Origin of the sequence: Nonomuraea turkmeniaca, from assembly GCF_005889735.1 — a bacterium.
In the GTDB taxonomy this organism is placed as follows: domain Bacteria; phylum Actinomycetota; class Actinomycetes; order Streptosporangiales; family Streptosporangiaceae; genus Nonomuraea; species Nonomuraea turkmeniaca.
Map to the genome: position 1 here is coordinate 1 of NZ_VCKY01000154.1, position 24652 is coordinate 24652.

Sequence of the window (24652 nt, forward strand, 5' to 3'; positions counted from 1 at the left end):
GGCCGGGGACCGGCGTCGCGGGCGTGGCGTCCCCGCGGATGCGCCAGGCGCTCGCCCTGGCGTACTCGCGGCCGCCGGACGACACGCTCGCCGTGAGGCACTGCACCCGTTTGCCGTCGCGCACCACGTCCGTCGCGATCTCCAGCTCGGCCACGGGCACCGGCGCGAACACGTCCACGACCAGTCTGGACAGCTCCAATCCCGGGCGCGGCGCGGTACGGGCCAGCTCGTGGACGATGAGCGCGGTGACCGGGCCCATGTGCTGGGTGGCCGGGTCCCAGGGGCCCTGCGTGTGCTCCGACGCCAGGTAGCGGCCCTGGGCCAGGCGGGCGTACATCGACATGGAAGAGAGATTCTAGATTTCGTCAGGGATGTCGGCGATGTCGTCGAGGGCGGCGGCGAGCTCGTCAGGGTCGCCGCCGATCCGCTCGGCGATCTCGATCAGCACGTGGAGCACGTCGTGCCGGTCGTGGCCGAGGTCGAGCAGGCGCTGCGCGGCCTCCCACAACTGCGGCGGGTCGCCCTCCCACATCCGGGTGGCGATCTCCTCGTGCCAGGCCAGGTGCTCCTGGTCGATCGCGCCGCCGTGGTCGATCTCGAGCAGCGTACGCCGGTCCGCCTCGTCGGCCGGGTTGAGCCGGTCGAGCTCGATGCCGTTGTGCGTGCCCTGCAGATAGGGGAACGCGAAGACCCGCCTGGCCAGCGCCGACAGGTCGCCGTCCGGCAGCAGCCGCTCGAGCAGCACCCGGTCGAGCCCGAACGACGTCGGATCCCGATACGCCTCGGGGAACTTGCCCGTGGCCTCCCACACCGCGTCCAGCGTGGCCTTGAGCCCCTGCTCGGGCAGGCTCGTGCGGTGCGCGGCGAAGCGCACCCACGCCGACAGCACGTGCGGCATCGCCTCCTGCTCGGCCGCGCTCAGCATCACCTTGCGCGGCAGCCAGTCCAGCAGGAACGTCTCGCACTTGGTCGGGCTGACCCGCAGCGGCCGGTTGAAGTCCTGCTCGCAGCCGTAGTCGATGATGTGGTCGGCGCACCGCGAGGCCGCCGACGGGTCGGACAAGTGCTCGGCCGCGTCCGACGCCAGGAACTCCGCCGCCAGCATGGCCCGCCGCTCGCGGCTGTAGGGGGCCTCGATGTGAAGCGGGGCGGGGCGCTTGCGGCCCGGCGGCAGCGCCTTGATCCGGGCGCGGGCGAAGGCGTGGTAGGCGCTGTAGCTGTCGCTCACCGGGGGCGGGGTCTTGGGCTCGATGGTGGCCTTCATCGCCGACTCCAGCAGCGCCCTGGCCTGCTCGGGCTGGATCTCCTCGAACAGCAGCATCGGGTTGCCCGCCGCCTCGGCCTTGGCCTGCTCCAGGAGCTTGTCGACCTGGGAGGAGACCCAGGCGTCGCGGGCCATGCCGCTCATGTTGTAGTCGACGACCATGACGAGCGCGTGCCGGTCCGTCGGCTGGGATGTTTCGTTCCAGCGGTAGGCGAAGGTGCAGATCACCGTGTCCTGGTCGCCGTAGGCGTCGCGCGAGACGTAGCAGCCTGCGGGCTTGACGGCGCCGACCTTGTCGGCCCAGCCGGGCCTGGCCACCCCGGACTCCATCATCGCCAGCGCCGCGCCCTCGGCCTTGGCGCCCTGGCGGGCGGTGCCCAGATAGGCCAGGCAGATGAGCAACGTCAGCGAGGCCGGCGTGCCGGCCTTGGCGGCGTAGTCGACGAGTCCCTCGCCGAGCACCTGCTCCACGTCGCCGCCCCTGACCCGCCTGCCCCACCAGGCTCCGATCATGTCGGAGACCATCAGCTCCGCGTCAAGAGGGGTGCGTACGGCGAGCAGCTCGCGGGCCGCCTGCACCATCTCCTTGAACACGTCGTCCGGCGGGGTGCTCTCCCGGGGATCTCGTCGGTGTCGGCGCACACCCTCACTCTCTCGTATTCCAGGCGCAAACGGTGCGGAGATTCTCGGCCTGGTAACCCCGATGTTATAGGGGTCCCGTCCTGCCGGAGCCGCGCGATGGGTCGTGCCGGAGGCGCACGATGGGTCGTGCCGGAGGCGCACGATGGGTCGTGCAGGAGGCGCACGACGGGCGCTGTGCACCGCGGCGTGCTGTGCTAAGGCACACCGGGCTGAAGGCGCACCAGGCTGAAGGCGCGCCGGGTCAGGCGCCGCCATCGGTGCCGCGGCGCGGCTATCGCAGGCCGCGCGGCGGAGGCGCCGAGTTGACGATCGCGAGCAGGTGCTCTCGCGCGATGCGTTCCACGATCTCGGGCGTCGCGGAGATGCCCAGATGCTGCGTGCACGCGCACACATCCGCGACACAGCGGTCGATCGTGTCCACGGGCACGGTCAGGAACTCTTCGGCCAGCCTGAGACTGACCGGCTCCCGCAGGAACCGTGTGGCCAGAGCGAGCATAGATGTGAGATTCCTCTGGAGGCCCAGGGGCAAACCCCCAGGAATGTCTGCAGGGCGACTTGCGCTCTCATTTCACCTTTTCTCCGGCGAGTGTCAAGCCTCCTCGGCGGCTGTGTTCACATCACCGGGTGCCCATTCATGCGAAGCTGTCTCCATGCGCATCCAGCTCGCCCAGCAAAGCGAGGCAGACGAGCTCCTCGGCCGCAGCCCGCTGGCCCTGCTCGTCGGCATGCTCCTCGACCAGCAGATCCCCATGGAGTGGGCGTTCACGGGGCCGCACACCATCTCGCAGCGGCTGGGGCACGACCTCACGGCCGCGGAGATAGCCTCGTATGATCCTGAGGCGTTCGCCGCGCTGCTCGCCGAGAAGCCGGCCGTGCACCGCTACCCGAAGTCTATGGCGGCCAGGGTCCAGCAGCTCGCGGCCTACCTCGTCGAGCACTACGACGGGCAGCCGGAGAAGCTCTGGGCGGATGCGGCGGATGGCAAAGAGTTGCTGAAACGACTCATGGCCCTTCCGGGATACGGCAAGCAGAAGGCCCAGATTTTTTTGGCATTGCTGGGGAAGCAGTTGGGGGTCCAGCCATCAGGCTGGCGTGAGGCAGCCGGAGCCTACGGCGAGGAGGGGTCACACCGATCGGTCGCCGACGTCGTCGACGCCGAGAGCCTGGTCCGCGTGCGTGCCGCCAAGCAAGAGGCCAAGCGCGCGGCGAAGGCCGAGTAGCTGCGCTGTAACCTGATCTTGCTGCGCGACGTGGAGCGATTTTGACAGGATGCGTTGACCTTAGAGGCGACCGGGCCGCGGCGGGGGCTTCCGTCCGCACATGCCCATCGCCGATGATGTACTGCAGAATCCGGTCGCCCGGAGCTGCGCTACGCCGATACACGACTATGGAGATGTGCCGCGTGGGAGACCCTGGCACGCGACGGAGGTGCCGACCATGAGCGCCGAGACCTCCGTTCCCCGTCCCCGGGAGTCGGATGTGGACATCTCAGACTCCGCCCTCTTCCAGGGCTTGCTGTCGGAGGCCGAGTTCGCCTTCGCGTTCTTCGACGGCGACACCCGCGTCCAGCGGGTCAACGACGTCTTCTGCGACGTCGTCGCCGTGCCCGCCGATCGCATGATGGGCAGGCAGCCCGTCGAGGTGCTCGCCGCCGACCTCAGCCAGATCATCACGCACGCCGTGCAGGCCGTCATCGAGACGGACGCGCCGGTCACCGAGGGGCGCGTACGCGTGCGCTCGGCGGAGGGCGACACCAGGCACTGGTCGTTGTCGTTCTCGCCGGTCCACGACGAGGCGGGCGAGCTGCGCGCGATCGCGCTGGTGGGCCTCGACGTGACCGAGAGCCGCCAGACCGAGGAGGCGCTGCGCCGCAGCGAGGAGCGCTACCGCTCGCTTGTGGAGGCGCAGTCGCAGCTGGTCTGGATCACCTCGCCCACCGGCGCGGTCATGGAGGACGCGCCGCAGTGGCGCGCCATCACCGGCCAGGGCCTGGAGGAATACCTCGCCAACGGCTGGCTGGAGGTCGTGCACCCCGAGGAGCGCCAGCAGACCGAGGAGGCCTGGCGGGAGGCGCTGCGCGGGCGCACCATGTTCGAGTGGAACTACCGGGTGCGCACCCGGGCCAGCGGCTACCGCCACTTCGAGGTGCGGGCCGTGCCGATCATCAGGCACGGCAGGGTCGTGGAGTGGGTCGGCGCCAACACCGACGTCACGCCGCAGCGTGAGGCCGAGGAGATGCGCGGCAGGCTGACCGACCAGCTCGGCGCCGCGGCCCTGCGCACCGCCAGGCTGCAGGGCGCCACCGCCATGCTGGCCGAGGCGCTGACGGTCGAGCAGGTGGTGCAGGTCATCATCGACGTGGGCCGCACCGCCCTGGCCGCCGACCGCTCGGCGGTGGCGCTGCTCGACACCGACCGCGCGGCGCTCAAGTTGATCAACGGCGAGGGCATCCCCGAGGCGTCCGGCGCCTTCGGCGAGGAGATCCCGCTGTCCAGCTCCAGCGTCATGACCATGGCCGTCAACAGCCGCAGGCCCGTGTTCGCCGAGTCGCCCGACAGCCTCAAGGCACAGCTGCTCGAGGCCGGCGGCGACGAGAAGGTCCTGGCCAACTACCTCGCCAACAGCGACGAGCGAGCCTGGGTCGGCCTGCCGTTGCTGGCCGCCGGGCGGGCGCTGGGAGCGCTCCGATTCTCCTTCACCCGGCCCGTGAAGATCTCCCAGGAGGACGGCGTCTTCCTGGAGGCGCTGGCCGGCCAGTGCGCGCTGGCGGTCGAGCGGGCCACTCTGTTCGAGCGTGAGCACCGCACCGCCGAGACGCTCCAGCGCAGCCTGCTGCCCGACCGCCTGCCCGTGGTCAAGGGCCTGGTGCTGGCCCAGCGCTTCCGCTCGGGCAGCCGGCACGTCCAGGTGGGCGGTGACTGGTACGACGCGTTCGTGCTCCAGGACGGGCGTGTGGCGGCCGTCGTGGGCGACGTCATGGGCAAGGGCGTCAAGGCCGCGGCGGGCATGGGCCGCATCCGCAACGCCATGCGGGCGCTGGCGCTGACCAACCCGCCGCCCGCGGCCGTGCTCACGGGGCTGGACCGCGTCTTCGAGGCCACCGAGGAGGAGGAGCAGGTCACGACCCTGGCCTACATGGTCGTGGAGCCTGTGACCGGTGAGGGCACGCTGGCCTTGGCCGGCCACCCGCCGCCCGTTCTGGTCTCTCCGCAGGGCACGGCGATCCTGTGCGACGCCGAGCCTGGCACTCCGCTAGGCTGGCCGACCAGCCGAAGGCAGTTCCGATTCGTGGTGCCGCCCGGCCATACCGCCGTGCTCTACTCCGACGGTCTCGTGGAGAACAGGAAGCGCGGGCTGGATGCCGGACTCGCCGAGCTTTGCAGTGTTGTGACCGAAGCGCCACCTGAGGTCGTAAGTAGTCCGCACATGTTGCTGGACTTCCTGGTTGACCGGATGTTGTCTGGATATGAACAGGATGATGACGTTACTGCGCTAGCAATTCACGTCCCGCCAGCCACGAAGAGTGACTGAATGAAACAGTCATAACGGTTGCTTTCGGGTATCAGTGCCCCGCTTACGTACGCACTACTGTCTCGGTCGGCCTAGGGTGGAGGTCAACCGCCGGGAGGTGGCCGTATGGAGTGCGGGGTCATGCCACAATGCTGTGCAGGTCCGTCGCGGTCCGCACGGCCTGACCGATCTCCGAGAGAGGGAGCAGCCCCCCAGCGGGCATCTGGGTCCATTGTCGCCACGCGTTCGTTCGAGAGGTGTTCGTGTCGCCTGCAAGTTCGACTCGCTCGAAGCCACAAGAGCTGAACGAGCCCGTCATTCAGCGACTGCTCGAGCGTGGGCGCTCGCAGGGTTTCCTCGAGTCTGAGGATGTCCGTCAGGCCTTCGAGGAGGCGGACATCCCCATGTCGCACGCCGCCGCGTTCTTGCGGAACCTCAGTAAAGAGGGCGTGACCGTGGTGGTGACCGCCGCGGATTCGGCTGCGCCGAAGAAGTCTCGTGGTCCAGCAAAGCGCCGCACCGCCGCCCCCGTCAAGACCAAGACGGCGGCAGCCGCCAAAGAGCAGCAGCCCGAGACCGTGACCGCGGTCGTGGGCGCCGCAGAAGCCGAGCCGGCCGCCAAGAAGGCGGCCCCCGCGAAGAAGGCCGCTCCGGCGGCCAAGAAGGCCGAGCCGAAGGACGCTGGGCCTGCCGAGACCAAGCCGAAGGCCGCCGAGGCCGACGCGGACGACGAGGACATCGAGCTCGACGGCGACGTGGAGCTGGAGGACCTGGAGGAGATCGAGGTCGACGACGAGGACATCGTCGCCGTGGCCGACTCCGACGCGGACTCCGACTCCGACGGTGACGACGAGACCGAGGAGGAGCCCAAGCCCGCCGAGGTCGCGGTGACGGAGAAGAGTGAGGACGAGGTCCTCATCCTGTCCGACGACGACGATGACGCTCCGGTCGCGCAGGTCGCCGCCGCCGGCGCCACCGCCGACCCGGTCAAGGACTACCTCAAGCAGATCGGCAAGGTCCCCCTGCTCAACGCCGAGCAGGAGGTCGAGCTGGCCAAGCGCATCGAGGCGGGTCTGTTCGCCGAGGAGCAGCTGGGCAGCACCGAGACCGAGGCCCTGCCGGTCGACGTCCGGGCCGAGCTGGAGTGGATCGCCGAGGACGGCCGCCGGGCCAAGAACCACCTGCTGGAGGCCAACCTCCGGCTCGTGGTCTCGCTGGCCAAGCGCTACACCGGCCGCGGCATGCTGTTCCTCGACCTGATCCAGGAAGGCAACCTGGGCCTGATCAGGGCCGTGGAGAAGTTCGACTACACCAAGGGCTACAAGTTCTCCACCTACGCCACGTGGTGGATCCGGCAGGCGATCACGCGTGCCATGGCCGACCAGGCGCGGACCATCCGCATCCCGGTCCACATGGTCGAAGTGATCAACAAGCTGGCCCGCGTCCAGCGGCAGATGCTGCAGGACCTGGGCCGCGAGCCCACGCCGGAAGAGCTGGCCCGCGAGCTGGACATGACGCCCGAGAAGGTCGTCGAGGTCCAGAAGTACGGTCGCGAGCCCATCTCACTCCACACGCCACTGGGCGAGGAGGGCGACAGCGAGTTCGGCGACCTCATCGAGGACTCCGAGGCCATCGTTCCGGCCGACGCCGTCAGCTTCACGCTGCTCCAGGAGCAGCTGCACTCCGTTCTCGACACGTTGTCGGAGCGGGAGGCGGGCGTCGTGTCGATGCGCTTCGGTCTCACCGATGGGCAGCCCAAGACGCTGGACGAGATCGGCAAGGTTTACGGGGTGACCCGTGAGCGCATTCGCCAGATCGAGTCCAAGACCATGTCCAAGCTGCGCCACCCGTCCCGGTCCCAGGTGCTCCGCGACTACCTGGACTGACCCGGCTCAGAAGGGGCCCCGCACGGATGTCCGTGCGGGGCCCCTTCTGCGTCGGGCGTCTTTGCCGGCGTGCTTGCCTGCGCGTCCTCGAGTGAGGGCCTTTGCTCGGGCGTCCTCGGGCGGGCGCCTTTGCTCGGGCGTGCTTGTGCGGGCCTCTTTGTGTGGGCCTCTTGGTGTGGCGTCTTTGCCGGGGCTCAGGAGGGGTCGGTGACGTGCACGTCCAGCGTCCACGGGCGGTTCGCGCGTGATGGGGCCGTCAGCGCCACGGTGTAGCCCAGGGCGTCCAGGGTCTTCGCCAGTTCGTCGGGGGCGGCCGGGGCGGCGTCCAATTGCAGGAGGGCTCGGGCGATCTCGCCGCGGGTGGCCTTGGCCATGTGGCTGACGACCTTGCCGTCTCTGAACACCCGTACCGTCACCGAGCGCTCACCCGGCTGCCAGGCGGCCGCGTACGTGGCCGACCGCAGGTCCACCACCAGGCCTGGGATCCGATCCAGTGCCTTGGCTATCTGGGGACGCCAGAACGCGGCCAGCCCACCCAGCGGCGGCAGATTGACGCCCATCGAGAGGCGGTACGGCGGGATCCGGTCGTCGATCCGCACCACGCCCCACAGGCCAGAGAAGATCACGACTGACTCGGCCGCCCGGCTCCTCGCGTCGGGATCCAACGTGTTCAGGCCGAGGTTGTCGTAGAGCACACCGGTGTAGAGGTCGGCGGCGGGGAGTGTCGCGGCCGTCGTCAGCGCCGTGTTCTTGGCCAGTTCGGCGGCCAGGCCTGGGGTCAGGCCGAGCACGCCGAGGGCGTCGCGGCGCTTGGAAGCCCGGACCAGTGCGGTCTGCACCCGCTTGCGCGGCTTGTCGAGCGACGGGAAGGACAGCTGCACAACGGGCGGACCGCTCCCCTCGGAGGCCTTGCCCTCCGACGGCGGCAACACAATCAACACGCCCATCACCCTATGGGGCCGTCTCGCTGCTCTCCGCCGCCCGGGGCGCTGTCGTTCATGTTTTACGGCGGGCCGAGCGGGCTGCGGGCGCCGTCGGGGCGCTGTCGTTCATGTTTTATGGCGGGCGGAGCGGGCTGCGGGCGCCGTCCGGGGCACTGTCCTCCATGTTTTACGGCGGGCCGAGTTGGCTCCACACGCCGACCGGGGCTGGGGTCTGTCCAGGGAGACGCTTCTGACTCGTTCACCGGCGAGCCGCCGTTACGGCGAGATGTGGGCCGACTGCTTCGCCGAAGCCCTGGCCCTGGCCGTGGGGGATGGGTCATGAGGGCATGTGGGGGTGGCTAGGCTGCGCAGGTGGATTTCGACTTGCTTGTGCACGAGGCGTGGCCTGCCTATGAGCAGTGTGTTCACGACGGATGGGTGTTGCGCTATGCCGGGGGCGTGACCAAGCGGGCCAATTCCGTGCTGCCTCTCGAACGGCCGGCTGATCTCGGTGGTGCCATCGCGGCGGCTGAGCGGTTTTACCGGGAGCGTGGGCTGCGGTGTGTCTTCTCGGTGGGGATCGGGGCCGCGCCTGGGCTGGATGAGGAGCTGGAGGCCAGGGGCTACGGACTGGTCGACCCGACGCTCGTCATGGCGGCCGGCTCCCTCCGCCCCGATGGAAGCCACGAGCGGGTCAGGGTCGAGGAGCAGCCATGGGCCGGGTGGCTCGAGACGTGGTGGGCCGTGGACGGGCGGTACGGCAGTGGGCTCAAGGAAGCGGAGCGCATCTGTACCGGTGTGCCGGCCTGGTATGGGGCGTACGAGGAGGACGGTGTGGCGCTCGCCGTCGGGCGGGCCGTGCCGCAGGGCGACACGCTCGGGATCTACTGCATGGCCACCCGGCCGGAGGCGCGCCGCCGAGGGCTGGCGCGTACGGTGCTGAGGGCGCTGGTGCGACACGCGGGGGCGGACTCCGCATACCTGGTCACCACCGCGCCCAACACCGCCGCTCAGGCGCTGTATCGCCGCGAGGGGTTCGAGATCGCGGGGCGGTATCACTATCGGGTGTGCTGACCGTCGGACTCTGTACAGGACCCGCTGGACCTGTACGCAGCATCCGCCGCACTCCTGGCGCAACCGTCGCTTCCTAGGCAGGACACGCTGGTGTCTTAAGCAGGACCCGCCGCGTCCTAAGCAGGATCCGCCAGGTGTCTTAAACAGGACCCGGGTGTCTTGTCTTAAGCAGGACGGCGACCCCGGGCATGCCTGGGGTCGCCGTCCTGTCACGCAATATGTGGTTATCTCATCACGACCAGCGCTGGGTCAACGCTCGTCGTTGGCGGCATTCGTAGGGGTCTTGCTGAGGCGAGCCGACTCGTCCAGGATGTCGGCGCCCTTTTCGCGCAGCGCCGCCACGTGCTGACGCCCGTGGTGGGCGCAGAACAGCAGCTCCCCGCCTACAGGCAGGGTTGCGCGAATGTAGGCCTGGGCGCCGCAGCGGTCGCAGCGGTCGAGGGCCGTCAGCGGCTTAACGGGGGCGAGAGCTCCAGTCACGTATCGCCTTTCGGGTCACCCCCGCCGAAGCGAGGATCTGGCGTCAGTCACTTGGAACAACATCTAACCGGACGTGGACCTTCCCAACCTCCCCGTCTCTACGCCCAGAGCAGAATGTGTCCGAAAGTAATGATGATCAGCCGGTTGGTAACGGCAAACGTGACGCCGTGGCAAGCTTGTACGCGTGCGTAAGGGAAGAACGGTAAGCTACGCACACGTGTTCGATGCTAAGGGACCAGGGGAGCTGGAGTGACGCTAGTGGAGGCGGGTTACACGGCTCGTCACCTGTCGGTGCTTGAGGGCCTCGAGGCTGTCCGCAAGCGCCCGGGCATGTACATCGGATCCACCGACAGTCGCGGGCTCATGCACTGCCTCTGGGAGATCGTGGACAACGGCGTCGACGAGGCGCTGGCGGGGCACTGCGACCGGATCGAAGTCGAGCTCTACGCCGACGGTTCCATCGAGGTCCGCGACAACGGCCGCGGCATCCCGGTCGACGTCGAGCCCAAGTCCGGCCTGGCCGGCGTGGAGCTCGTCTACACCAAGCTGCACGCGGGCGGCAAGTTCGGCGGCGGCTCCTACGGCGCCTCCGGCGGCCTGCACGGCGTCGGCGCGTCCGTGGTCAACGCCCTGTCGGCGAGGCTCGACGTCGAGGTGGACAGGGACGGCCGCGTTCACGAGATCAGCTTTCGGCGCGGCGTCACCGGGATCTTCGACGGTGACGGGCCGACCGCGAAGTTCAAGAAGAAGTCCGGGCTGCGGATCGGCGCCACGCTCCCGCGCAAGGTCACCGGCACCCGGGTGCGCTTCTGGGCCGACAAGCAGATCTTCCTGCCCGACGCCGAGGTCTCGATGGATGAGATCCACGTGCGCCTGCGGCAGACCGCGTTCCTGGTTCCCGGGCTGACCCTGGCCGTCTACGACAGCAGGCATGAGGAGCGCGTCGAGGAGGAGTTCCGCTTCGACGGCGGCATCTCCGAGTTCACCGAGTTCCTGGCCCGCGACGAGCCCGTCTGCGACGTGCTGCGGCTGCAGGGCGTGGGCCACTTCCACGAGACCGTGCCGGTCCTCGACGACCAGGGCCACATGACGCCCACCGAGGTGCAGCGCGAGCTGAGCGTGGACGTGGCGATCCGCTGGGGCAAGGGCTACGAGTCCACCGTGCGGTCGTTCGTCAACGTGATCGCCACCCCCAAGGGCGGCACCCACCTGACCGGGTTCGAGCGCGGCCTGATGCGTACGGTCAACGAGCTGCTGCGCGAGACCCGCCTGCTGAAGAACGGTGATGACCCCGTCACCAAGGACGACATCTCCGAAGGCCTGACGGGCGTGGTCACGGTCCGGGTGCCCGAGCCGCAGTTCGAGGGGCAGACCAAGGAGGTGCTGGGCACCTCGGCGGCCACCCGCATCGTCTCCCATGTCGTCTCGCGCGAGCTCAAGGAGATCTTCACCAATCCGCCGCGCGGCTACAAGCAGCCGCTGCGGGCGGTTCTGGAGAAGATCGTGGCCGCGGCCAAGGCCCGCATCGCGGCCCGGGAGCACCGCGACAACCAGCGGCGCAAGACAGCGCTGGAAAGCTCCGCGCTGCCCGCCAAGCTGGTCGACTGCCGCAGCGACGGCGTGGACCGCAGCGAGCTGTTCATCGTCGAGGGAGACTCGGCGCTGGGCACGGCCAAGCTGGCCCGCGACTCGGAGTTCCAGGCTCTGCTGCCGATCCGGGGCAAGATCCTCAACGTGCAGAAGGCGTCCGTGAGCGACATGCTCAAGAATGCCGAGTGCGCGGCCATCATCCAGGTCGTCGGCGCCGGCTCCGGCCGTTCGTTCGACATCGAGGCCGCCCGCTACGGCAAGGTCATCCTCATGGCCGACGCCGACGTGGACGGCGCCCACATCCGCTGCCTGCTGCTGACCCTCTTCCACCGCTACATGCGCCCGATGGTGGAGGCCGGGCGGGTGTTCGCGGCCGTGCCGCCGCTGCACCGCATCGAGCTCACCAACCCTGGCAAGGGCAAGGAGAAGTACATCTACTGCTACTCCGACGCCGAGCTGCAGAGGGTGCTGCGAGACCTGGAGCGGCGCGGCAAGCGGTGGAAGGACCCGGTGCAGCGTTACAAGGGTCTGGGCGAGATGGACGCCGACCAACTGGCCGAGACGACGATGGACCCGCGGCACCGGATCCTGCGCCGGGTGCGGATCGAGGACGCCGAAGGTGCCGAGGGCATCTTCAACCTGCTCATGGGGAGCGACGTGGCGCCGCGGCGGGAGTTCATCGTCAACAGCGCCGCCGAGGTCGACCGCGACCACATCGACGCCTAGCAGCCCTCTGGCGCCGTCCGGTCCGGATGAGCGCCGTACGGTCCGGATGAGCGCCGTGCGGCGCTCATCCGGACCGCCGTGCGGCCCGCATGAGCACGGAGGGGCCGTAGAGGCCCCTGAGGGTTGGGCAGAGGCCAAACGGGCCCAAACATAGGCGGGCATATGAGCGGGCGCGGGAGCCCATCCGAGCGGCGCCTAGAAGCCGGCTGGACGTGTTCGAGGTGGCGGCGACGATGACGGGCTCCATGGCGCCCGTGACGGCCATCAGCGCCGCCGTGTCGTCCTGGGCTCCAGGTATGCCCTAGAACTCGGAGGAGCTCAGGCGGCCCGTCCGGACGTCGTAGACCGCGCCGGCCACCGGCATGTCCGCGGGCAGGAACGGGCTGGTCCGGATCCGGGTCAGATCGTGGCGCAGCGCCTCGTACTGGTCGGGCACCGTATGGAACTCCAGGCTGCGGGTGTCCACCCCACGCTCGCTGGTGAGAGCGTGCACGTCCGAGTCCGTCACTTTGGCCATGCCGCAGTCCGTGTGCGGCATGACCAGCACGCGCTCGACGCCGAGCAGGTAGACGGCCAGCACCAGCGTACGCAGCACGTCATCCGTCACGCGGGCGCCGGCGTTGCGGAGAATCTTGGCGTCGCCCGCCTGCAGTCCCAGCAGGCCGAGCGGGTCTATGCGCGAGTCCATGCAGGTCACGACTGCCAGCCCGCGGGCTGCCCGGCCGGTGAGCTCAGAGCTACCGAAGTTCTTTGCAAACTTGGCGTTGGCGGCATACAGGTCGTCGAACACACTCATGTCCCAGATGATGACAGCACCCCCAAAGATGGCCGCTGTCGGGGGTGGCGCCAGGGTATTCCCGGAATGTCCGCGAATCCCCAGGCAAACAGTGAGACTCGCATACGCCGGACTTGGCAAACGTCCCACGAAAACACATCACCATGCGTGATGATGTCGTAGCCGCATGTACGTGATCGAAGAAGGTTTAGTCGTGACCAGGTCCGAATCGCTCGCCGCGTATCTCCGCGCCCAAGCCCGGCGCCGCTTGGACCGCGTGGAGTCCAACGACGACGGCCGCAACGCCAGGTGCGCGCTGGCCCTCCTCGACACCGCCTCCTACGCCGCCAGCCTGCCCGATGACGACCCGCTCATCCTGATGCTGGACCAGGCGGGCTGCTTCGGGCCTCTGGGGTGCGAGGGGTTCGATCCTGGGGAGGCGGGCACTCGGCTGATCCGGCACTGGCAGGGCGGCGAGCCGCACGAACTCCTCCTCGCGCTCCCGACCGCGATCACCGCCTCCGCCCGGTAAGCGGTCGAGGACTGCGGCCGGCCGGTACCGCGGACATAGTCAATCCCCGCGCTCGCCGGTATCGCGGACGCGGACGGTCAACGGGTGCCCGGTGTAGCAAGGGTGTCCTTTATGCGGGCGCATCAGCGGCGATGGTCTGTTGGCACGTCAGCGGCGATGGTCTGTTGGCACGTCAGTGGCGATGGCCTGTTGGCATGGCGAGGGGCGGCGAGCAGGCGCGCCCAGCGGCACTGATCAGGTGGCGAGCGGCGCTGCCGCGTGATCCGAGCGATCTTGGGGCATCGGACCGTTCAGGCTCCACCGGACGCCCTTGGGGTGGGCCCCGCCGCCGTATCCGGGACCGTGGACACGTTCCGTGGGCGTCGGATGTGGCGCGAAGGCGGGAAGGCCCGGCACCGTTCGTGGCGTCCGGCTGAGCATGGTTCCGGAGGACTCGCCTCCCGTCAGTCCTCAGGACGGCTCGTTGCCCGGCTTCCATTTGATGCCGCAGCCGAGCGACGGGTTCTGCTCGGCGGGCACCTCGCCGCTCTCCAGCAGGGCGTCGATGGCCGCCCGCAGCGACGAGCCGGTCACCGGCACCGAGCTGCCCGGGCGGGACCCGTCGAACTCTCCCCGGTAGACGAGCCTGAGCTGGGAGTCGTACAGGAAGAAGTCGGGCGTGCATGCTGCCCTGTACGCCTTGGCGACCTCCTGGGTGTCGTCCAGCAGGTACGGGAACGTGAAGCCCGCCCTTGCCGCCTGCTCGGCCAGGTGTGTGGGATCGTCGTCGGGGTAGTTCACGCTGTCGTTGCTGCAGATGGCGACGATCGACAGCCTGGCGCCGTAGTCCGCGGCCAGCGCGCCGAGGCCCTTCTCGATGTGCCGCACGTACGGGCAGTGGTTGGAGAGGAAGACCACCAGCGTGGCGGGAGAGTCCTTGAGGTCTTCCAGCGAGACGCTGCCGCCGTCGATGGCGGTGAGATCGAAGTGGGGCGCGGGAGCGCCGAGCGGAACCATGAACGAGTTGACAGCCATGGCATCCATTCTCTCAACCGCACACTCCGAGAAAGGTAGATGATGAGCGGCATCGCGGAATTCCGGAGCGTCGTACTCGACACGCCCGACCCGAAAGGGCTCGCGGAGTTCTACTCCCGGTTGCTGGGCTGGCCGATCACGTCGGTCGAGGACGACTGGGTGGTGGTGACGGACGGCGGGCCGCCGAGGCGGCTGGCGTTCCAGCTCGCGACCGACTTCCGGCGGCCGACCTGGCCCGACCCCGAGCGGCCGCAGCAGCTCCACCTCGACCTTCGCGTGGCCGACATCGAGGAGGCGGAGAAGCGCGCGCTCGAGATCGGCGCGGTCAAGCACGAGCACCAGCCCAGCGAGGACGACAACTTCCGGGTGTTCCTCGACCCGGCCGGGCACACCTTCTGCCTCTGCCGGGACTGACCAGGGCCTGTCTAGCCGGGACTGACCCGCCTTTCCCGGACGTGACCGGCTTCCCGCCGGGACGGATCGGCGGGTGGGGTCAGCCCGTCGCGACTTGCCAGGGCCGGCAAATGTCAGCGGGCCACCTGGGCCAGGAGGTCCACGGCCCTCCTGAGGTTGCCGGCCGCCGGCTCGTGATCGGCCGCCGCCTGCAGGTCGGGTCGCTTGCCCGCGCTCTGGGGCGACGTCCCTGGCCACCGACACGACGGCGTCGTCCACGGCCAAGGCGTCGCTCTTCGAGCGTTACGGGAACAGCGGGTCGTACGCGCGGCCCCAGCGGTCGTCGCGCGACACGCACCGGCGCGGCGTGAGGTGCTACGGGGGCGCCGGTGGGGTCTCACCTCCCGAGCGGTGCTCTTGCCCCTGTGGGATCGGAACACGGTGCCTCCCGGGTAGGAGAGGGCGCTCCCCGGTGGCCCGCGCCCCGTCCGGGAGCCGGATCGGGGTGCGGTCGTATGCAGTGCGCCCAGGAGAACCCAGGCCTAGAGCGAGGTCTGGTCGTCTTCGGGAGGCGTCACCGCCGGCCCTTCGGCCGAAGGTGCGAGAGCCTCGGGTCCGGAGGCGATGGCGCCGCCGATGGCGCCGATGGTGTGTGTCAGGCGCACGCCCGAGCCGTCCCGCCGCCCGATCTCCTCCGGCAACGGCACCGGCTTGCCCACTCCCGACACGGCCTTGGCCGGTGCGGGACCGGCCCACGCCAGCAGCAACTCGTCCTCGCCCTTCAAGAACCGCTGCGCCCGCACGCCACCGGTGGCCCGGCCCTTGGCGGGGAACTCGGCGAAGTCGGACACCTTGCCTCCGCCCACCTGCGTCCCCGGCAACGCCGTCGACGACCCGGCGACCGTGACGACGTGCCCGGGCACCCCAGGATCGACCACACCGAACCAGATCACCCTGGCCCCGTCCTCCAGCCGGATGCCCGCCATGCCGCCCGCCGGCCGCCCCTGCGGGCGCACCACCGAGGCCGGGAAACGGAGCAGCTGGGCGTTGGAGGCGATGAACACCAGATCATGCGACTCGGACACCAGCTCGACCGCGCCCACCACGCTGTCGCCGTCCTTCAACGTGATCACCTCGAAGTCGTCGCGGTTGGCCGGGTAGTCGGGCACCACCCGCTTGACCACGCCCTGCGCCGTGCCCAGCGCCAGCCCGGGCCCGTCGGGATCCAGCGACCCCAGCCCGACGACCTTCTCGTCGGGCTGCAGCGAGACGTACTCGGAGACCGGGTGACCGCCGGACAACGACGGCGGGTTGGCCGAGGGCGGCAGTGTCGGCAGGTCCACGACCTGGACCCGGATCAACCGGCCCAGCGAGGTGACCACGCCGACCTCGCCGCGTACCGACGTCCGGACCGCCGATATCAGCACGTCGTGCGCCGCACGCTCGCCCTCGCCCGGCAGCGGCTCGGCGTTGGCGGTGCGGGCCAGCAGGCCGGTCGACGACAGCAGCGCCACGCACGGATCGTCGGCTACCTGGAGCGAGGCGACGGGGGTGCGGGCCACGCCGGGCGACTCCAGCAGGACCGTGCGGCGCGGCGTGCCGTACTTCTTGGCCACCTCGGCCAGCTCACCCGAGACGACCTGGCGCAGCTTGGCCTCCGAAGACAGGATCTCGGTCAGCTTGGCGATCTCGTCGCTCAGCGTCTCCTTCTCCCGGTCCAGCTCCAGCTTGTCGAAGCGGGTCAGGCGGCGCAGCGGCGTGTCGAGGATGTAGGCGGCCTGGATCTCGGTCAGGTCGAACACGTCCATCAGCCGCGTCCGCGCCTGCGCCGAGTCGTCGGAGGCGCGGATGACCTGGATGACCTCGTCGATGTTGAGCAGCGCGATGATGAGGCCGTCCACCAGGTGGAGGCGCTCCTCCCGCTTGCGGCGCCGGTATTCGGACCTGCGGCGCACGACCTCGAGCCGGTGGTCGACGTAGACCTGCAGCAGCTCGCGCAGGCCGAGCGTACGCGGCTCGCCGTCCACCAGGGCGACGTTGTTGATGCCGAACGTCTCCTCCATCGGCGTCAGCCGGTAGAGCTCCTCGAGGACGGCCTCGGGGATGAAGCCGTTCTTGATCTCGATGACCAGCCGCAGGCCCTTGTGCCGGTCGGTGAGGTCCTTCAGGTCGGCGATGCCCTGCAGCTTCTTGGAGGTCACCAGCTCCTTGATCTTGGTGACGACGCGCTCCGGGCCGACGTTGTAGGGCAGCTCGGTGACGATGATGCCCTTGCGGCGCGGGGTGATCTGCTCGACGGTGCACTTGGCCCGCATCCGGAACGTGCCACGCCCGGTCTCGTACGCGTCCCGCACCCCCTGCAGCCCGATGATCGAGCCACCGGTCGGCAGGTCCGGACCGGGCACGAACCTCATCAGCTCGTCCAGCGTCGCGTCCGGCTTCTTGATCAGGTGCCGGGCGGCCGCCACGACCTCGGTGAGGTTGTGCGGCGCCATGTTGGTCGCCATGCCGACCGCGATGCCGCTCGTGCCGTTGACCAGTAGGTTGGGGAACGCCGACGGCATGACGACGGGCTCGGTCTCCTGCCCGTCGTAGTTGGGCTTGAAGTCGACGGTCTCCTCGTCGAGCGACTCCACCATGAGCATGGCCGCCGGGGCCAGCCTGGCCTCGGTGTACCGCATGGCGGCGGGCAGGTCGTCGGGCGAGCCGAAGTTGCCGTGCCCGTCCACCAGCGGCAGCCGCATGGAGAACGGCTGCGCCAGCCGCACCAGCGCGTCGTAGATGGCGGAGTCGCCGTGCGGGTGCAGCTTGCCCATGACGTCGCCGACGACGCGCGAGGACTTGACGTGCCCGCGATCGGGGCGCAGGCCCATCTCGCTCATGGAGTAAAGGATGCGCCGCTGCACGGGCTTGAGGCCGTCACGCGCGTCGGGCAAGGCCCGCTGGTAGATCACCGAGTAGGCGTACTCGAGAAAGCTCGTGCGCATTTCCGAGGAGACGTCGATGTCGACGATCCGCTCCTCGAAGTCCTCAGGCGGGGGTGCAGTCGTACGTCGGGCCATCTTGTGCTGCGCGGCTACCTCGACCGTCGCGCCGAGGGGAAGCGCATCCTCCTTCTGCTCTTGTGCTGTAACCGTAGCCGTCAGCGCGCTGAAGAAGCGTCAGATCGGCCTGTGAGGCGTCGACGTCACCTGTCCCGGTCGCGATGCGATGACGGCCGGAGGCGTGTACGGTCACGCGACCGGTATGGGTTCGGACGTGTTCGCCCCTGGAGATGATGGCACGACCCGGGTCCCCTGTGGCATATCCATGATGGCGCGGGCACCCTCCTCGTCGATCACGCCGACCTTGCGCCGGAACCAGATGCTACTCGATCCGCACCAATTATCGCATGCTTGTTCGATCGCGGCGGGGCTTTCTCTCAGCTCCTTGACCAAGCAATTGCTTGGGTCGTACGTTCGGAGCGTGGGTTTCCACCTGTCTCCGGAGGCGTCATGATCGAGTTCCATCCCGTGACCAAGCACATCGGCGCCGAGGTCACCGGGGTCGATCTGCGCAAGCCGCTGTCGCAGGAAGAGGTCGCGACTCTGCGGGAGGGCTGGCTCAAGCACCTCGTGCTGTTCTTCCGCGACCAGCAGATCGACGACGAGCAGCACCTGCAGTTCGCCCTGAACTTCGGCACACTCAACCATCCGGCGTTCAAGAAGGACTCCGCCAGCCCCATCCACGTGCTCGACCAGACCTCGCCCAAGAGCGAGGGCGCCGACGAGTGGCACAGCGACAACACCTTCGAGCCCACGCCGCCCATGGGCTCCCTGCTGCGCTGCGTCCAGTTGCCCAGCGTGGGCGGCGACACGTGCTGGGCGAACACGTACCTGGCCTACGAGTCGCTGTCCCCGCCGCTGCAGCGGTTGTGCGACGAGCTGACGGCCGTGCACGACATCACGATGTCGATGAAGAAGGCGATCGCGAAGGGGCACCCGTTCGACCTGGCGGAGGTCCAGGCCAAGTGGCCGCCGATCGAGCGCCCGGTGGTGCGCGTGCACGCGGAGACGGGCAGGAAGGCCCTCTTCGTGAACCGATCCTCGACCACCCGCCTGGTCGGGCTGTCGGACCGCGAGAACGAGGCGCTGCTGCCGCTGCTGATCGACCACATCCGCTCGCCGGAGTACCAGTGCCGCCTCAAATGGGCGCCCGGCACGCTGGCGTTCTGGGACAACCGGCCGACCCAGCACTACGCGGTGGCGGACTACACGGAACGCCGCCGCATGCACCGGGTCACGATCAACGCCTTCCCGGAGCACGCCGACCCGTCATGAGCCCCGTCTCGGCCCAGTACGGCCCCGGCCGGCGATTCACCACGGGGCCGGCCCACAGGACGCACGTCACGGCGCCCGGCCCCGTGAACCGGAGGAGCGTTCCCCTGGACGGGGCCCGGCCCCGTGCGGCGGGTGGAGCCCCGTCGGCGGAGCCGTACAGGATGGGTGTTCAAGAGGCGCGCCAGGGTGAGGGGAAAGCCGATCCCTACGGGGTGGCGCGCCCTCGGTGGAGAAGCCGATCCCGACGGGGTGGCGCGCTCGCGGCGGGAAAGCTGGTAACAAGGGAGGCATGATTGACGCCCCCGATGCCGGGATGTTGCGGGAAGAGGCCGAGGAGCGACTGCGGGCGCTGGCAGGTGACCACGCCGTGCTCCGTGAGGACCAGTGGGCCGCCATCGAGGCGCTGGTCGTGGACCGGCGCAGGGTGCTCGTCGTGCAGCGCACCGGCTGGGGCAAGTCGGCCGTCTACTTCGTGGCCACCGCGCTCCTGCGGGAGTTGGGCGAGGGTCCCACGGTCATCGTCTCGCCGCTGCTGGCCCTGATGCGCAACCAGATCGCCGCCGCCGAGCGGGCCGGCATCAGGGCCGTCACGATCAACTCTGCCAACCCGGAGGCCTGGGAGGAGATCTACGGCCAGGTGGCCGACGGCATGGTGGACGTGCTGCTGGTCAGCCCCGAGCGGCTCAACAACCCGGACTTCCGCGACAACGTGCTGCCCGAGCTGGCCGAGAGCGCCGGGCTCGTGGTGGTCGACGAGGCGCACTGCATCTCCGACTGGGGTCACGACTTCAGGCCCGACTACCGGAGGCTGGCGCGGCTGTTCGAGGATCTCCCGCCCGGCATCCCCGTCCTGGCCACCACCGCCACCGCGAACGCGCGCGTCACCCGTGACGTGGCCGAGCAGATGCGCCTTCCCGCCGAGCTCCGGGAGCTGCGGCCTGAGGGGGAGGACACGCTCGTGTTGCGCGGGCCGCTGGAGCGCGACAGCCTGCATCTGTCCGTCGTACGCCTGCCCACGGCCGAGCAGCGGCTGGCGTGGCTGGCCCAGACGCTGCGCGAGTTGCCCGGCTCCGGCATCGTCTACACGCTGACCGTGGCCGCCGCCCACGAGATCGCCGGCTACCTGCGTGAACAGGGGCACGAGGTGGCCGCCTACTCGGGCCAGACCGACCCGGCCGAGCGACTGGCCGCCGAGGAGGCGCTGCTCGGCAACAAGATCAAGGCGTTGGTGGCGACGAGCGCGCTAGGGATGGGCTTCGACAAGCCCGACCTGGGATTCGTCGTGCACGTTGGGGCCCCGCAGTCGCCGGTGGCCTACTACCAGCAGGTCGGCCGGGCCGGGCGTGGGGTGGAGCGGGCCGAGGTGATCCTGCTGCCCGGCGTCGAGGACCGCGACATCTGGGCCTATTTCGCCTCGCTGGCGTTCCCGCCCGAGCCCGTCGTCCGCGCCACGCTGCAGACCCTCGAAGAACGCGGCCTCATGTCGACCCCGGCGCTCGAGACCGCCGTCGACCTGAGCCGCAGCCGCCTGGAGATGATGCTCAAGGTCCTCGACGTGGACGGCGCCGTCCGGCGGGTCAAGGGCGGCTGGGAGGCCACAGGGGAGCCGTGGGCGTACGACACCGAGCGCTACACCCGCATCGCCGCCGAGCGCAGCTCCGAGCAGGAGGCCATGCTCGGCTACCTGACCACGACCGAGTGCAGGGAGCAGTACCTGCGCAGGCACCTTGACGACGAGGCCGCCCAGCCCTGTGGCCGCTGCGACAACTGCACGGGCCGGCACCGCTCGCAGGAGATCGCCGCGCCGGCCGTGGAGAGCGCACGCGAGCGGCTGAGCAGGCCCGGCGTCGAGATCGAGGCCCGCAGACAGTGGCCGACCGGCCTGCCCGACCTGTCCGGGCGGATCAAGCCCGAGCTGGGCGCGGAGCCGGGCAGGGCGCTCGGGCGGCTGACCGACATCGGGTGGGGCAACCGGCTGCGGGAGTTGTTCCACGGCGACGACGGGCCGATGGCGGACGACATGTTCGCGGCCGTGGTGCGGGTGCTGTCCGCCTGGGACTGGCGTGAGCGACCCGTGGCCGTGGTCAACGTTCCTTCCGCGTCACGCCCGAAGCTCGTGCACTCGTTCGCCGAGCGGCTGGCGCAGGTCGGGCGGCTGACGTACCTCGGGGAGCTGGGCTATCGGGCGGGGTCGCCGGGGCAGCAGTTCAACAGCGCCAAGCGGGTGCAGGCGGTCAGGGGGACGCTCGCCATGCCCAAGGAGCTGAGCGTCTCGATCGCCCAGTGCGGCGGGCCGGTGCTGCTCGTGGACGATCGTGTCGACACCGGGTGGACGATGACGCTGGCCGCAGCCCTCGTCCGGCATGCCGGCGCGCCGGCCGTGCTGCCGCTGGCCCTGGCGACCGTCAGCTGACGTCCGTCGTCAGCCGGGCGTCGTCGCCGAAGATCGGGCTGATGTGGACGTTCGTGGCGTTCTGGCCGCGCAGTCGTAACGCCGTGACTCGGTTACGCCGGCCTAGAAGGGCGGGCGAGCGCCCAGATGCATGATCGCCTTGGCCGCCAGCCGGCATCCCGAGGCCAGCGCCTCGGCCGGCGGCTTGCCCTCCAGCCAGGCGGGCAGGAAGCCGGCGGAGAACGCGTCGCCCGCCCCCGTGCCGTCAACGATCTTGTCGACCGGCTCGGCGGCCACGTGGACCGGCTCGGGGCGGCCGTTGCTGAACCACAGCGCGCCCTCGGCGTTCTGCTTGATCACGACCTGGGGGAACCACGCCGTCAGCACCTTGGCCGCGGCCTCCGGGTCGTCGCGGCCGGTCAGCACCTTCGCCTGGTCGGTGTTGGCGAACAGCAGCTTGGCGCCGTTGGTCCACTCCAGGAACGGCTCGGCCCCGGTGCGCTCGAGCGGCGCGGACGAGGCACAGTCCACCGAGATCGACATCCCGCCGCGCCTGGCCATGTCGAGCGCCGCGAGGCCGGCGTCACGCGAGCCCTCGTTGATCAGCGTGTAGCCGGACAGGTGCAGGTGCGAGCCCGACGTGAACAGGTCGCGCGGCAGGTCCTCCGGCGACAGCGCGGCGTTGGCGCCCGGGTCGGAGAGCATGGTGCGCTCGCCCTTGTGCGTGACGAGCACCACGCAGGTGCCCGTGGGCCGCTCGGGGTCCATGACGAGCCGGGCGTCCACGCCGTAGCCCATCAGCTCCATGTCGCGGTTTCGCCCGGTGATGTCGGCGCCTCTGCGGCCGATGAAGGCCACCTCGGCACCTTCGACGGCGAGCCACGAGGCGATGTTCGCCCCCGAGCCGCCGCCGTGCATCGTCACGATCGCCGGGGTGTCGCTCGCCCTGGCGAGCGCATAACGGGCGCGCGCGACCGCGTCGGTCATGAGATCGCCCACCACGACGACCCGCGTCATGATGTCACCACCTTGCTGCCTTCAGAACGAGCCTGGCCACGGCAAAACTAACAGCTTCCGGGCTGCTCGTGGGGCGGACCCATGACACCGGGCTGGAGTCGATGCACAAGCGTTGCCCAACAGGGGCTCCCGGTCTTGGCATGTGGGATGCGGGTTTACGCTCGATGCTGTGGAGGCACAATATCCGGCTCACTGGGAGGCCGACGTCGTCCTGGCCGACGGCGGCACCGCTCACGTACGCCCGATCCGGCCCGCCGACGCGGACCGCCTCCGTTCCTTTTACTCGAGACTGTCAGACGAGTCGATCTATTTCCGGTTCTTCGGGCCGCGGCCCCGGCTGTCCGACCGCGACGTCGAGCGGTTCACGAACGTCGACTACGTCAACAGGGTCGCCCTGATCGCCACCATCGGCACCGAGATGGTCGCCGTCATCCGCTACGACCGCACCGGTCCTGGTGAGGCCGAGGTGGCCTTCCTCGTCGAGGACGCCCACCAGGGCAGGGGAGTGGCCTCCGTGCTCCTGGAGCACCTGGCCGCCACCGCCCGCGAGCACGGCATCGAGCGCTTCATCGCCGACGTCCTGCCCGCCAACATGCGCATGATGGGCGTGCTGCGCCAGGCCGGTTACACGGCCCAGAGCCAGTTCGCCGACGGCGTCGTACGCATGACGCTCGATCTGACTCCCACCGAGACCTCCGCCGAGGTGACGGCGGCCCGTGAGCACCGGGCCGAGTCCCGGTCCATCGCCAGGCTGCTCACCCCCGGCTCGGTCGCGGTCATCGGCGCCTCCCGCGAGCCGGGCGGTGTCGGCCAGACCGTCCTGCGCCACCTGCTGGCCGCCGACTTCACCGGGCCCGTCTACCCCGTGCACCGGGAGGTGCGGGCGGTGGCGGGCGTGCGCGCCTACCCGAGCGTCACCGCCATCGACGGCGACGTGGACCTGGCCGTGGTGGCGGTGCCCGCCGAGAGCGTGATCGACGTGGTGAAGGAGTGCGCGGAGAAGGGCGTGCACGGGCTGGTCGTGGTCTCCTCGGGGTTCGGCGAGACGGGCGCGCCCGGCCGGGCCAGGCAGGACGAGCTGGCCCGCATCGCCCGTTCCTATGGCCTGCGCGTGGTCGGCCCCAACTGCCTCGGCATCGCCAACACCGACCCGGCCGTCCGGCTCAACGCCACGCTCGCCGCCACTGTGCCGGGTCAGGGCAGGGTCGGCTTCTTCAGCCAGTCGGGCGCGCTCGGCACCGCGTTGCTGCAGCGGGTGGCGCAGCGCGGCATGGGCATCTCGTCGTTCGTCTCCGCGGGCAACCGGGCCGACGTCTCCGGCAACGACCTCCTGCAGTACTGGGAGGAGGACGACGCGACCGAGGTGATCCTGCTCTACCTGGAGTCGCTGGGCAATCCGCGCAAGTTCACCCGGCTGGCCCGGCGCATCGCGCGGTGCAAGCCGATCGTGGTGGTCAAGAGCGGCGGCACCCCGTCAGGGCACTCCGCGGAGGAGCTCGGGCTGCCGGACTCCGCGGTCAGTTCTCTGTTCGCGCAGGCCGGGCTGATCCGGGTGGACGACCTCATCCAGCTGTTCGATGTGGGGCAGCTGCTGGCGTACCAGCCGCTTCCGGCCGGGCCCAGGGTCGCGCTCGTGACCAACTCCGACGCGCTCGGCCTGCTCGCCGCCGACGTCTGCCGCGCCGCCGGGCTCGAGCCCCGGCCGCCGGTCAACCTGGGGCCCGCAGCGGGGGCCGCCGAGTTCGGCACGGGTCTCGCCGGCGAGCTCGCCTCGCCCGACGTGGACGCCGCCGTCGTGATCTACATGCCGCCCCTGCCCGGTGACACGGAGGCGGTGGCGGCCGAGCTGCTGCGGGTCTCGAAGGACGTCCCCAAGCCGGTGGTGACGACGTTCCGCGGCCATCTGGGCATGCATCCGGCGCTGCGGCTGGAGGGCGTGTCCGGGCGTGGGTCCATCCCCTCGTACGCGGCCCCTGAGGAGGCGGTCCGGGCGCTGGCCCACGTGGTCCGGTACGCGACGTGGCGCGCCCAGCCCGCGTTGCCTCCACAGGAGCTCGACGTCATAGACACCGACCGCGCCGGCACCCTGGTCCACACCCTCCTGGCGGCCGGCCC

Annotated in this window: 19 protein-coding genes; 10 read left to right on the forward strand and 9 right to left on the reverse strand. The window is 69.8% G+C overall.

All coding sequences use genetic code 11. The features are described 5' to 3' along the window. The 3 genes from ETD86_RS35410 to ETD86_RS35420 all read right to left on the reverse strand — a co-directional run. Nucleotides 1-343, reverse strand: a 343-nt coding sequence (locus ETD86_RS35410) for an acyl-CoA thioesterase domain-containing protein (RefSeq protein ID WP_138671003.1), incomplete at its 3' end; no start/stop codon positions are given. A 12-nt stretch (nucleotides 344-355) separates the two neighbouring features. After that, a complete protein-coding gene (locus ETD86_RS35415; protein WP_246148687.1) occupies nucleotides 356-1846 on the reverse strand; it encodes a hypothetical protein in 1491 nt (496 codons plus the stop codon). A 331-nt stretch (nucleotides 1847-2177) separates the two neighbouring features. Next, entirely contained in the window at nucleotides 2178-2402 is a 225-nt protein-coding gene (locus ETD86_RS35420) for a hypothetical protein (RefSeq protein ID WP_127935328.1), read from the reverse strand. Nucleotides 2403-2556: 154 nt separating this feature from the next. Between ETD86_RS35420 and ETD86_RS35425 the strand changes: the two genes are divergently transcribed. The 3 genes from ETD86_RS35425 (at nucleotide 2557) to ETD86_RS35435 (ending at nucleotide 7302) form a co-directional block, all read left to right on the forward strand. Next, nucleotides 2557-3126, forward strand: coding sequence for an HhH-GPD-type base excision DNA repair protein (locus ETD86_RS35425; protein WP_138671004.1), 570 nt, complete (start codon nucleotides 2557-2559; stop codon nucleotides 3124-3126). Between the two features lie 217 nt (nucleotides 3127-3343). Further along, nucleotides 3344-5437, forward strand: coding sequence for a SpoIIE family protein phosphatase (locus ETD86_RS35430; protein ID WP_138671005.1), 2094 nt, complete (start codon nucleotides 3344-3346; stop codon nucleotides 5435-5437). A gap of 242 nt (nucleotides 5438-5679) precedes the next feature. After that, on the forward strand, nucleotides 5680-7302 hold the full coding sequence (locus ETD86_RS35435) for an RNA polymerase sigma factor (protein WP_138671006.1): 1623 nt from the start codon (nucleotides 5680-5682) through the stop codon (nucleotides 7300-7302). Between the two features lie 194 nt (nucleotides 7303-7496). Here the strand turns inward: ETD86_RS35435 and ETD86_RS35440 are convergent, their stop codons facing one another. Further along, complete coding sequence (locus ETD86_RS35440) at nucleotides 7497-8243, reverse strand: YaaA family protein (protein ID WP_138671007.1); 747 nt, start codon at nucleotides 8241-8243, stop codon at nucleotides 7497-7499. Nucleotides 8244-8597: 354 nt separating this feature from the next. Between ETD86_RS35440 and ETD86_RS35445 the strand changes: the two genes are divergently transcribed. Continuing rightward, nucleotides 8598-9299: a GNAT family N-acetyltransferase gene (locus ETD86_RS35445; RefSeq protein ID WP_138671008.1), complete on the forward strand. Its 702-nt coding sequence runs from the start codon at nucleotides 8598-8600 to the stop codon at nucleotides 9297-9299. Nucleotides 9300-9548: 249 nt separating this feature from the next. On the opposite strand, the gene ETD86_RS35450 is transcribed toward ETD86_RS35445, so the two are convergent. Next, the gene (locus tag ETD86_RS35450) at nucleotides 9549-9779 is read right to left on the reverse strand and encodes a DUF7455 domain-containing protein (RefSeq protein WP_138671009.1); all 231 of its coding nucleotides are present in this window, start codon (nucleotides 9777-9779) and stop codon (nucleotides 9549-9551) included. 249 nt (nucleotides 9780-10028) lie between these two features. Between ETD86_RS35450 and ETD86_RS35455 the strand changes: the two genes are divergently transcribed. Next, nucleotides 10029-12095, forward strand: coding sequence for a DNA gyrase/topoisomerase IV subunit B (locus ETD86_RS35455; RefSeq protein ID WP_138671010.1), 2067 nt, complete (start codon nucleotides 10029-10031; stop codon nucleotides 12093-12095). A 301-nt stretch (nucleotides 12096-12396) separates the two neighbouring features. On the opposite strand, the gene ETD86_RS35460 is transcribed toward ETD86_RS35455, so the two are convergent. Beyond that, nucleotides 12397-12891, reverse strand: coding sequence for a beta-class carbonic anhydrase (locus ETD86_RS35460; protein ID WP_138671011.1), 495 nt, complete (start codon nucleotides 12889-12891; stop codon nucleotides 12397-12399). Between the two features lie 193 nt (nucleotides 12892-13084). Between ETD86_RS35460 and ETD86_RS35465 the strand changes: the two genes are divergently transcribed. Continuing rightward, entirely contained in the window at nucleotides 13085-13402 is a 318-nt protein-coding gene (locus tag ETD86_RS35465; RefSeq protein ID WP_138671012.1) for a hypothetical protein, read from the forward strand. A 450-nt stretch (nucleotides 13403-13852) separates the two neighbouring features. Here ETD86_RS35465 and ETD86_RS35470 read toward each other — a convergent pair whose 3' ends face one another. After that, nucleotides 13853-14416 carry a thioredoxin family protein gene (locus ETD86_RS35470; protein WP_138671013.1) on the reverse strand — a complete coding sequence of 188 codons (564 nt, stop codon included), beginning with the start codon at nucleotides 14414-14416 and terminating at the stop codon, nucleotides 13853-13855. A 39-nt stretch (nucleotides 14417-14455) separates the two neighbouring features. Between ETD86_RS35470 and ETD86_RS35475 the strand changes: the two genes are divergently transcribed. Further along, a complete protein-coding gene (locus ETD86_RS35475) occupies nucleotides 14456-14830 on the forward strand; it encodes a VOC family protein (RefSeq protein WP_425465677.1) in 375 nt (124 codons plus the stop codon). A gap of 521 nt (nucleotides 14831-15351) precedes the next feature. Here ETD86_RS35475 and ETD86_RS35480 read toward each other — a convergent pair. Then, on the reverse strand, nucleotides 15352-17871 hold the full coding sequence (locus ETD86_RS35480; RefSeq protein WP_138671014.1) for a DNA gyrase/topoisomerase IV subunit A: 2520 nt from the start codon (nucleotides 17869-17871) through the stop codon (nucleotides 15352-15354). Nucleotides 17872-18303: 432 nt separating this feature from the next. Here ETD86_RS35480 and ETD86_RS35485 point away from each other — a divergent pair, with 432 nt between their 5' ends. Both ETD86_RS35485 and ETD86_RS35490 read left to right on the forward strand, forming a co-directional pair. Then, entirely contained in the window at nucleotides 18304-19128 is an 825-nt protein-coding gene (locus ETD86_RS35485; protein WP_138671015.1) for a TauD/TfdA dioxygenase family protein, read from the forward strand. Between the two features lie 289 nt (nucleotides 19129-19417). After that, nucleotides 19418-21541: a RecQ family ATP-dependent DNA helicase gene (locus ETD86_RS35490; protein WP_170223433.1), complete on the forward strand. Its 2124-nt coding sequence runs from the start codon at nucleotides 19418-19420 to the stop codon at nucleotides 21539-21541. Nucleotides 21542-21643: 102 nt separating this feature from the next. Here the strand turns inward: ETD86_RS35490 and ETD86_RS35495 are convergent, their stop codons facing one another. Further along, nucleotides 21644-22537 (reverse strand): carbohydrate kinase family protein, encoded by an 894-nt coding sequence (locus ETD86_RS35495; RefSeq protein ID WP_138671016.1) that lies wholly within the window; start codon nucleotides 22535-22537, stop codon nucleotides 21644-21646. Between the two features lie 169 nt (nucleotides 22538-22706). Between ETD86_RS35495 and ETD86_RS35500 the strand changes: the two genes are divergently transcribed. Next, nucleotides 22707-24652 (forward strand): bifunctional acetate--CoA ligase family protein/GNAT family N-acetyltransferase (locus ETD86_RS35500; protein ID WP_138671017.1); only part of this gene is annotated, 1946 nt, incomplete at its 3' end.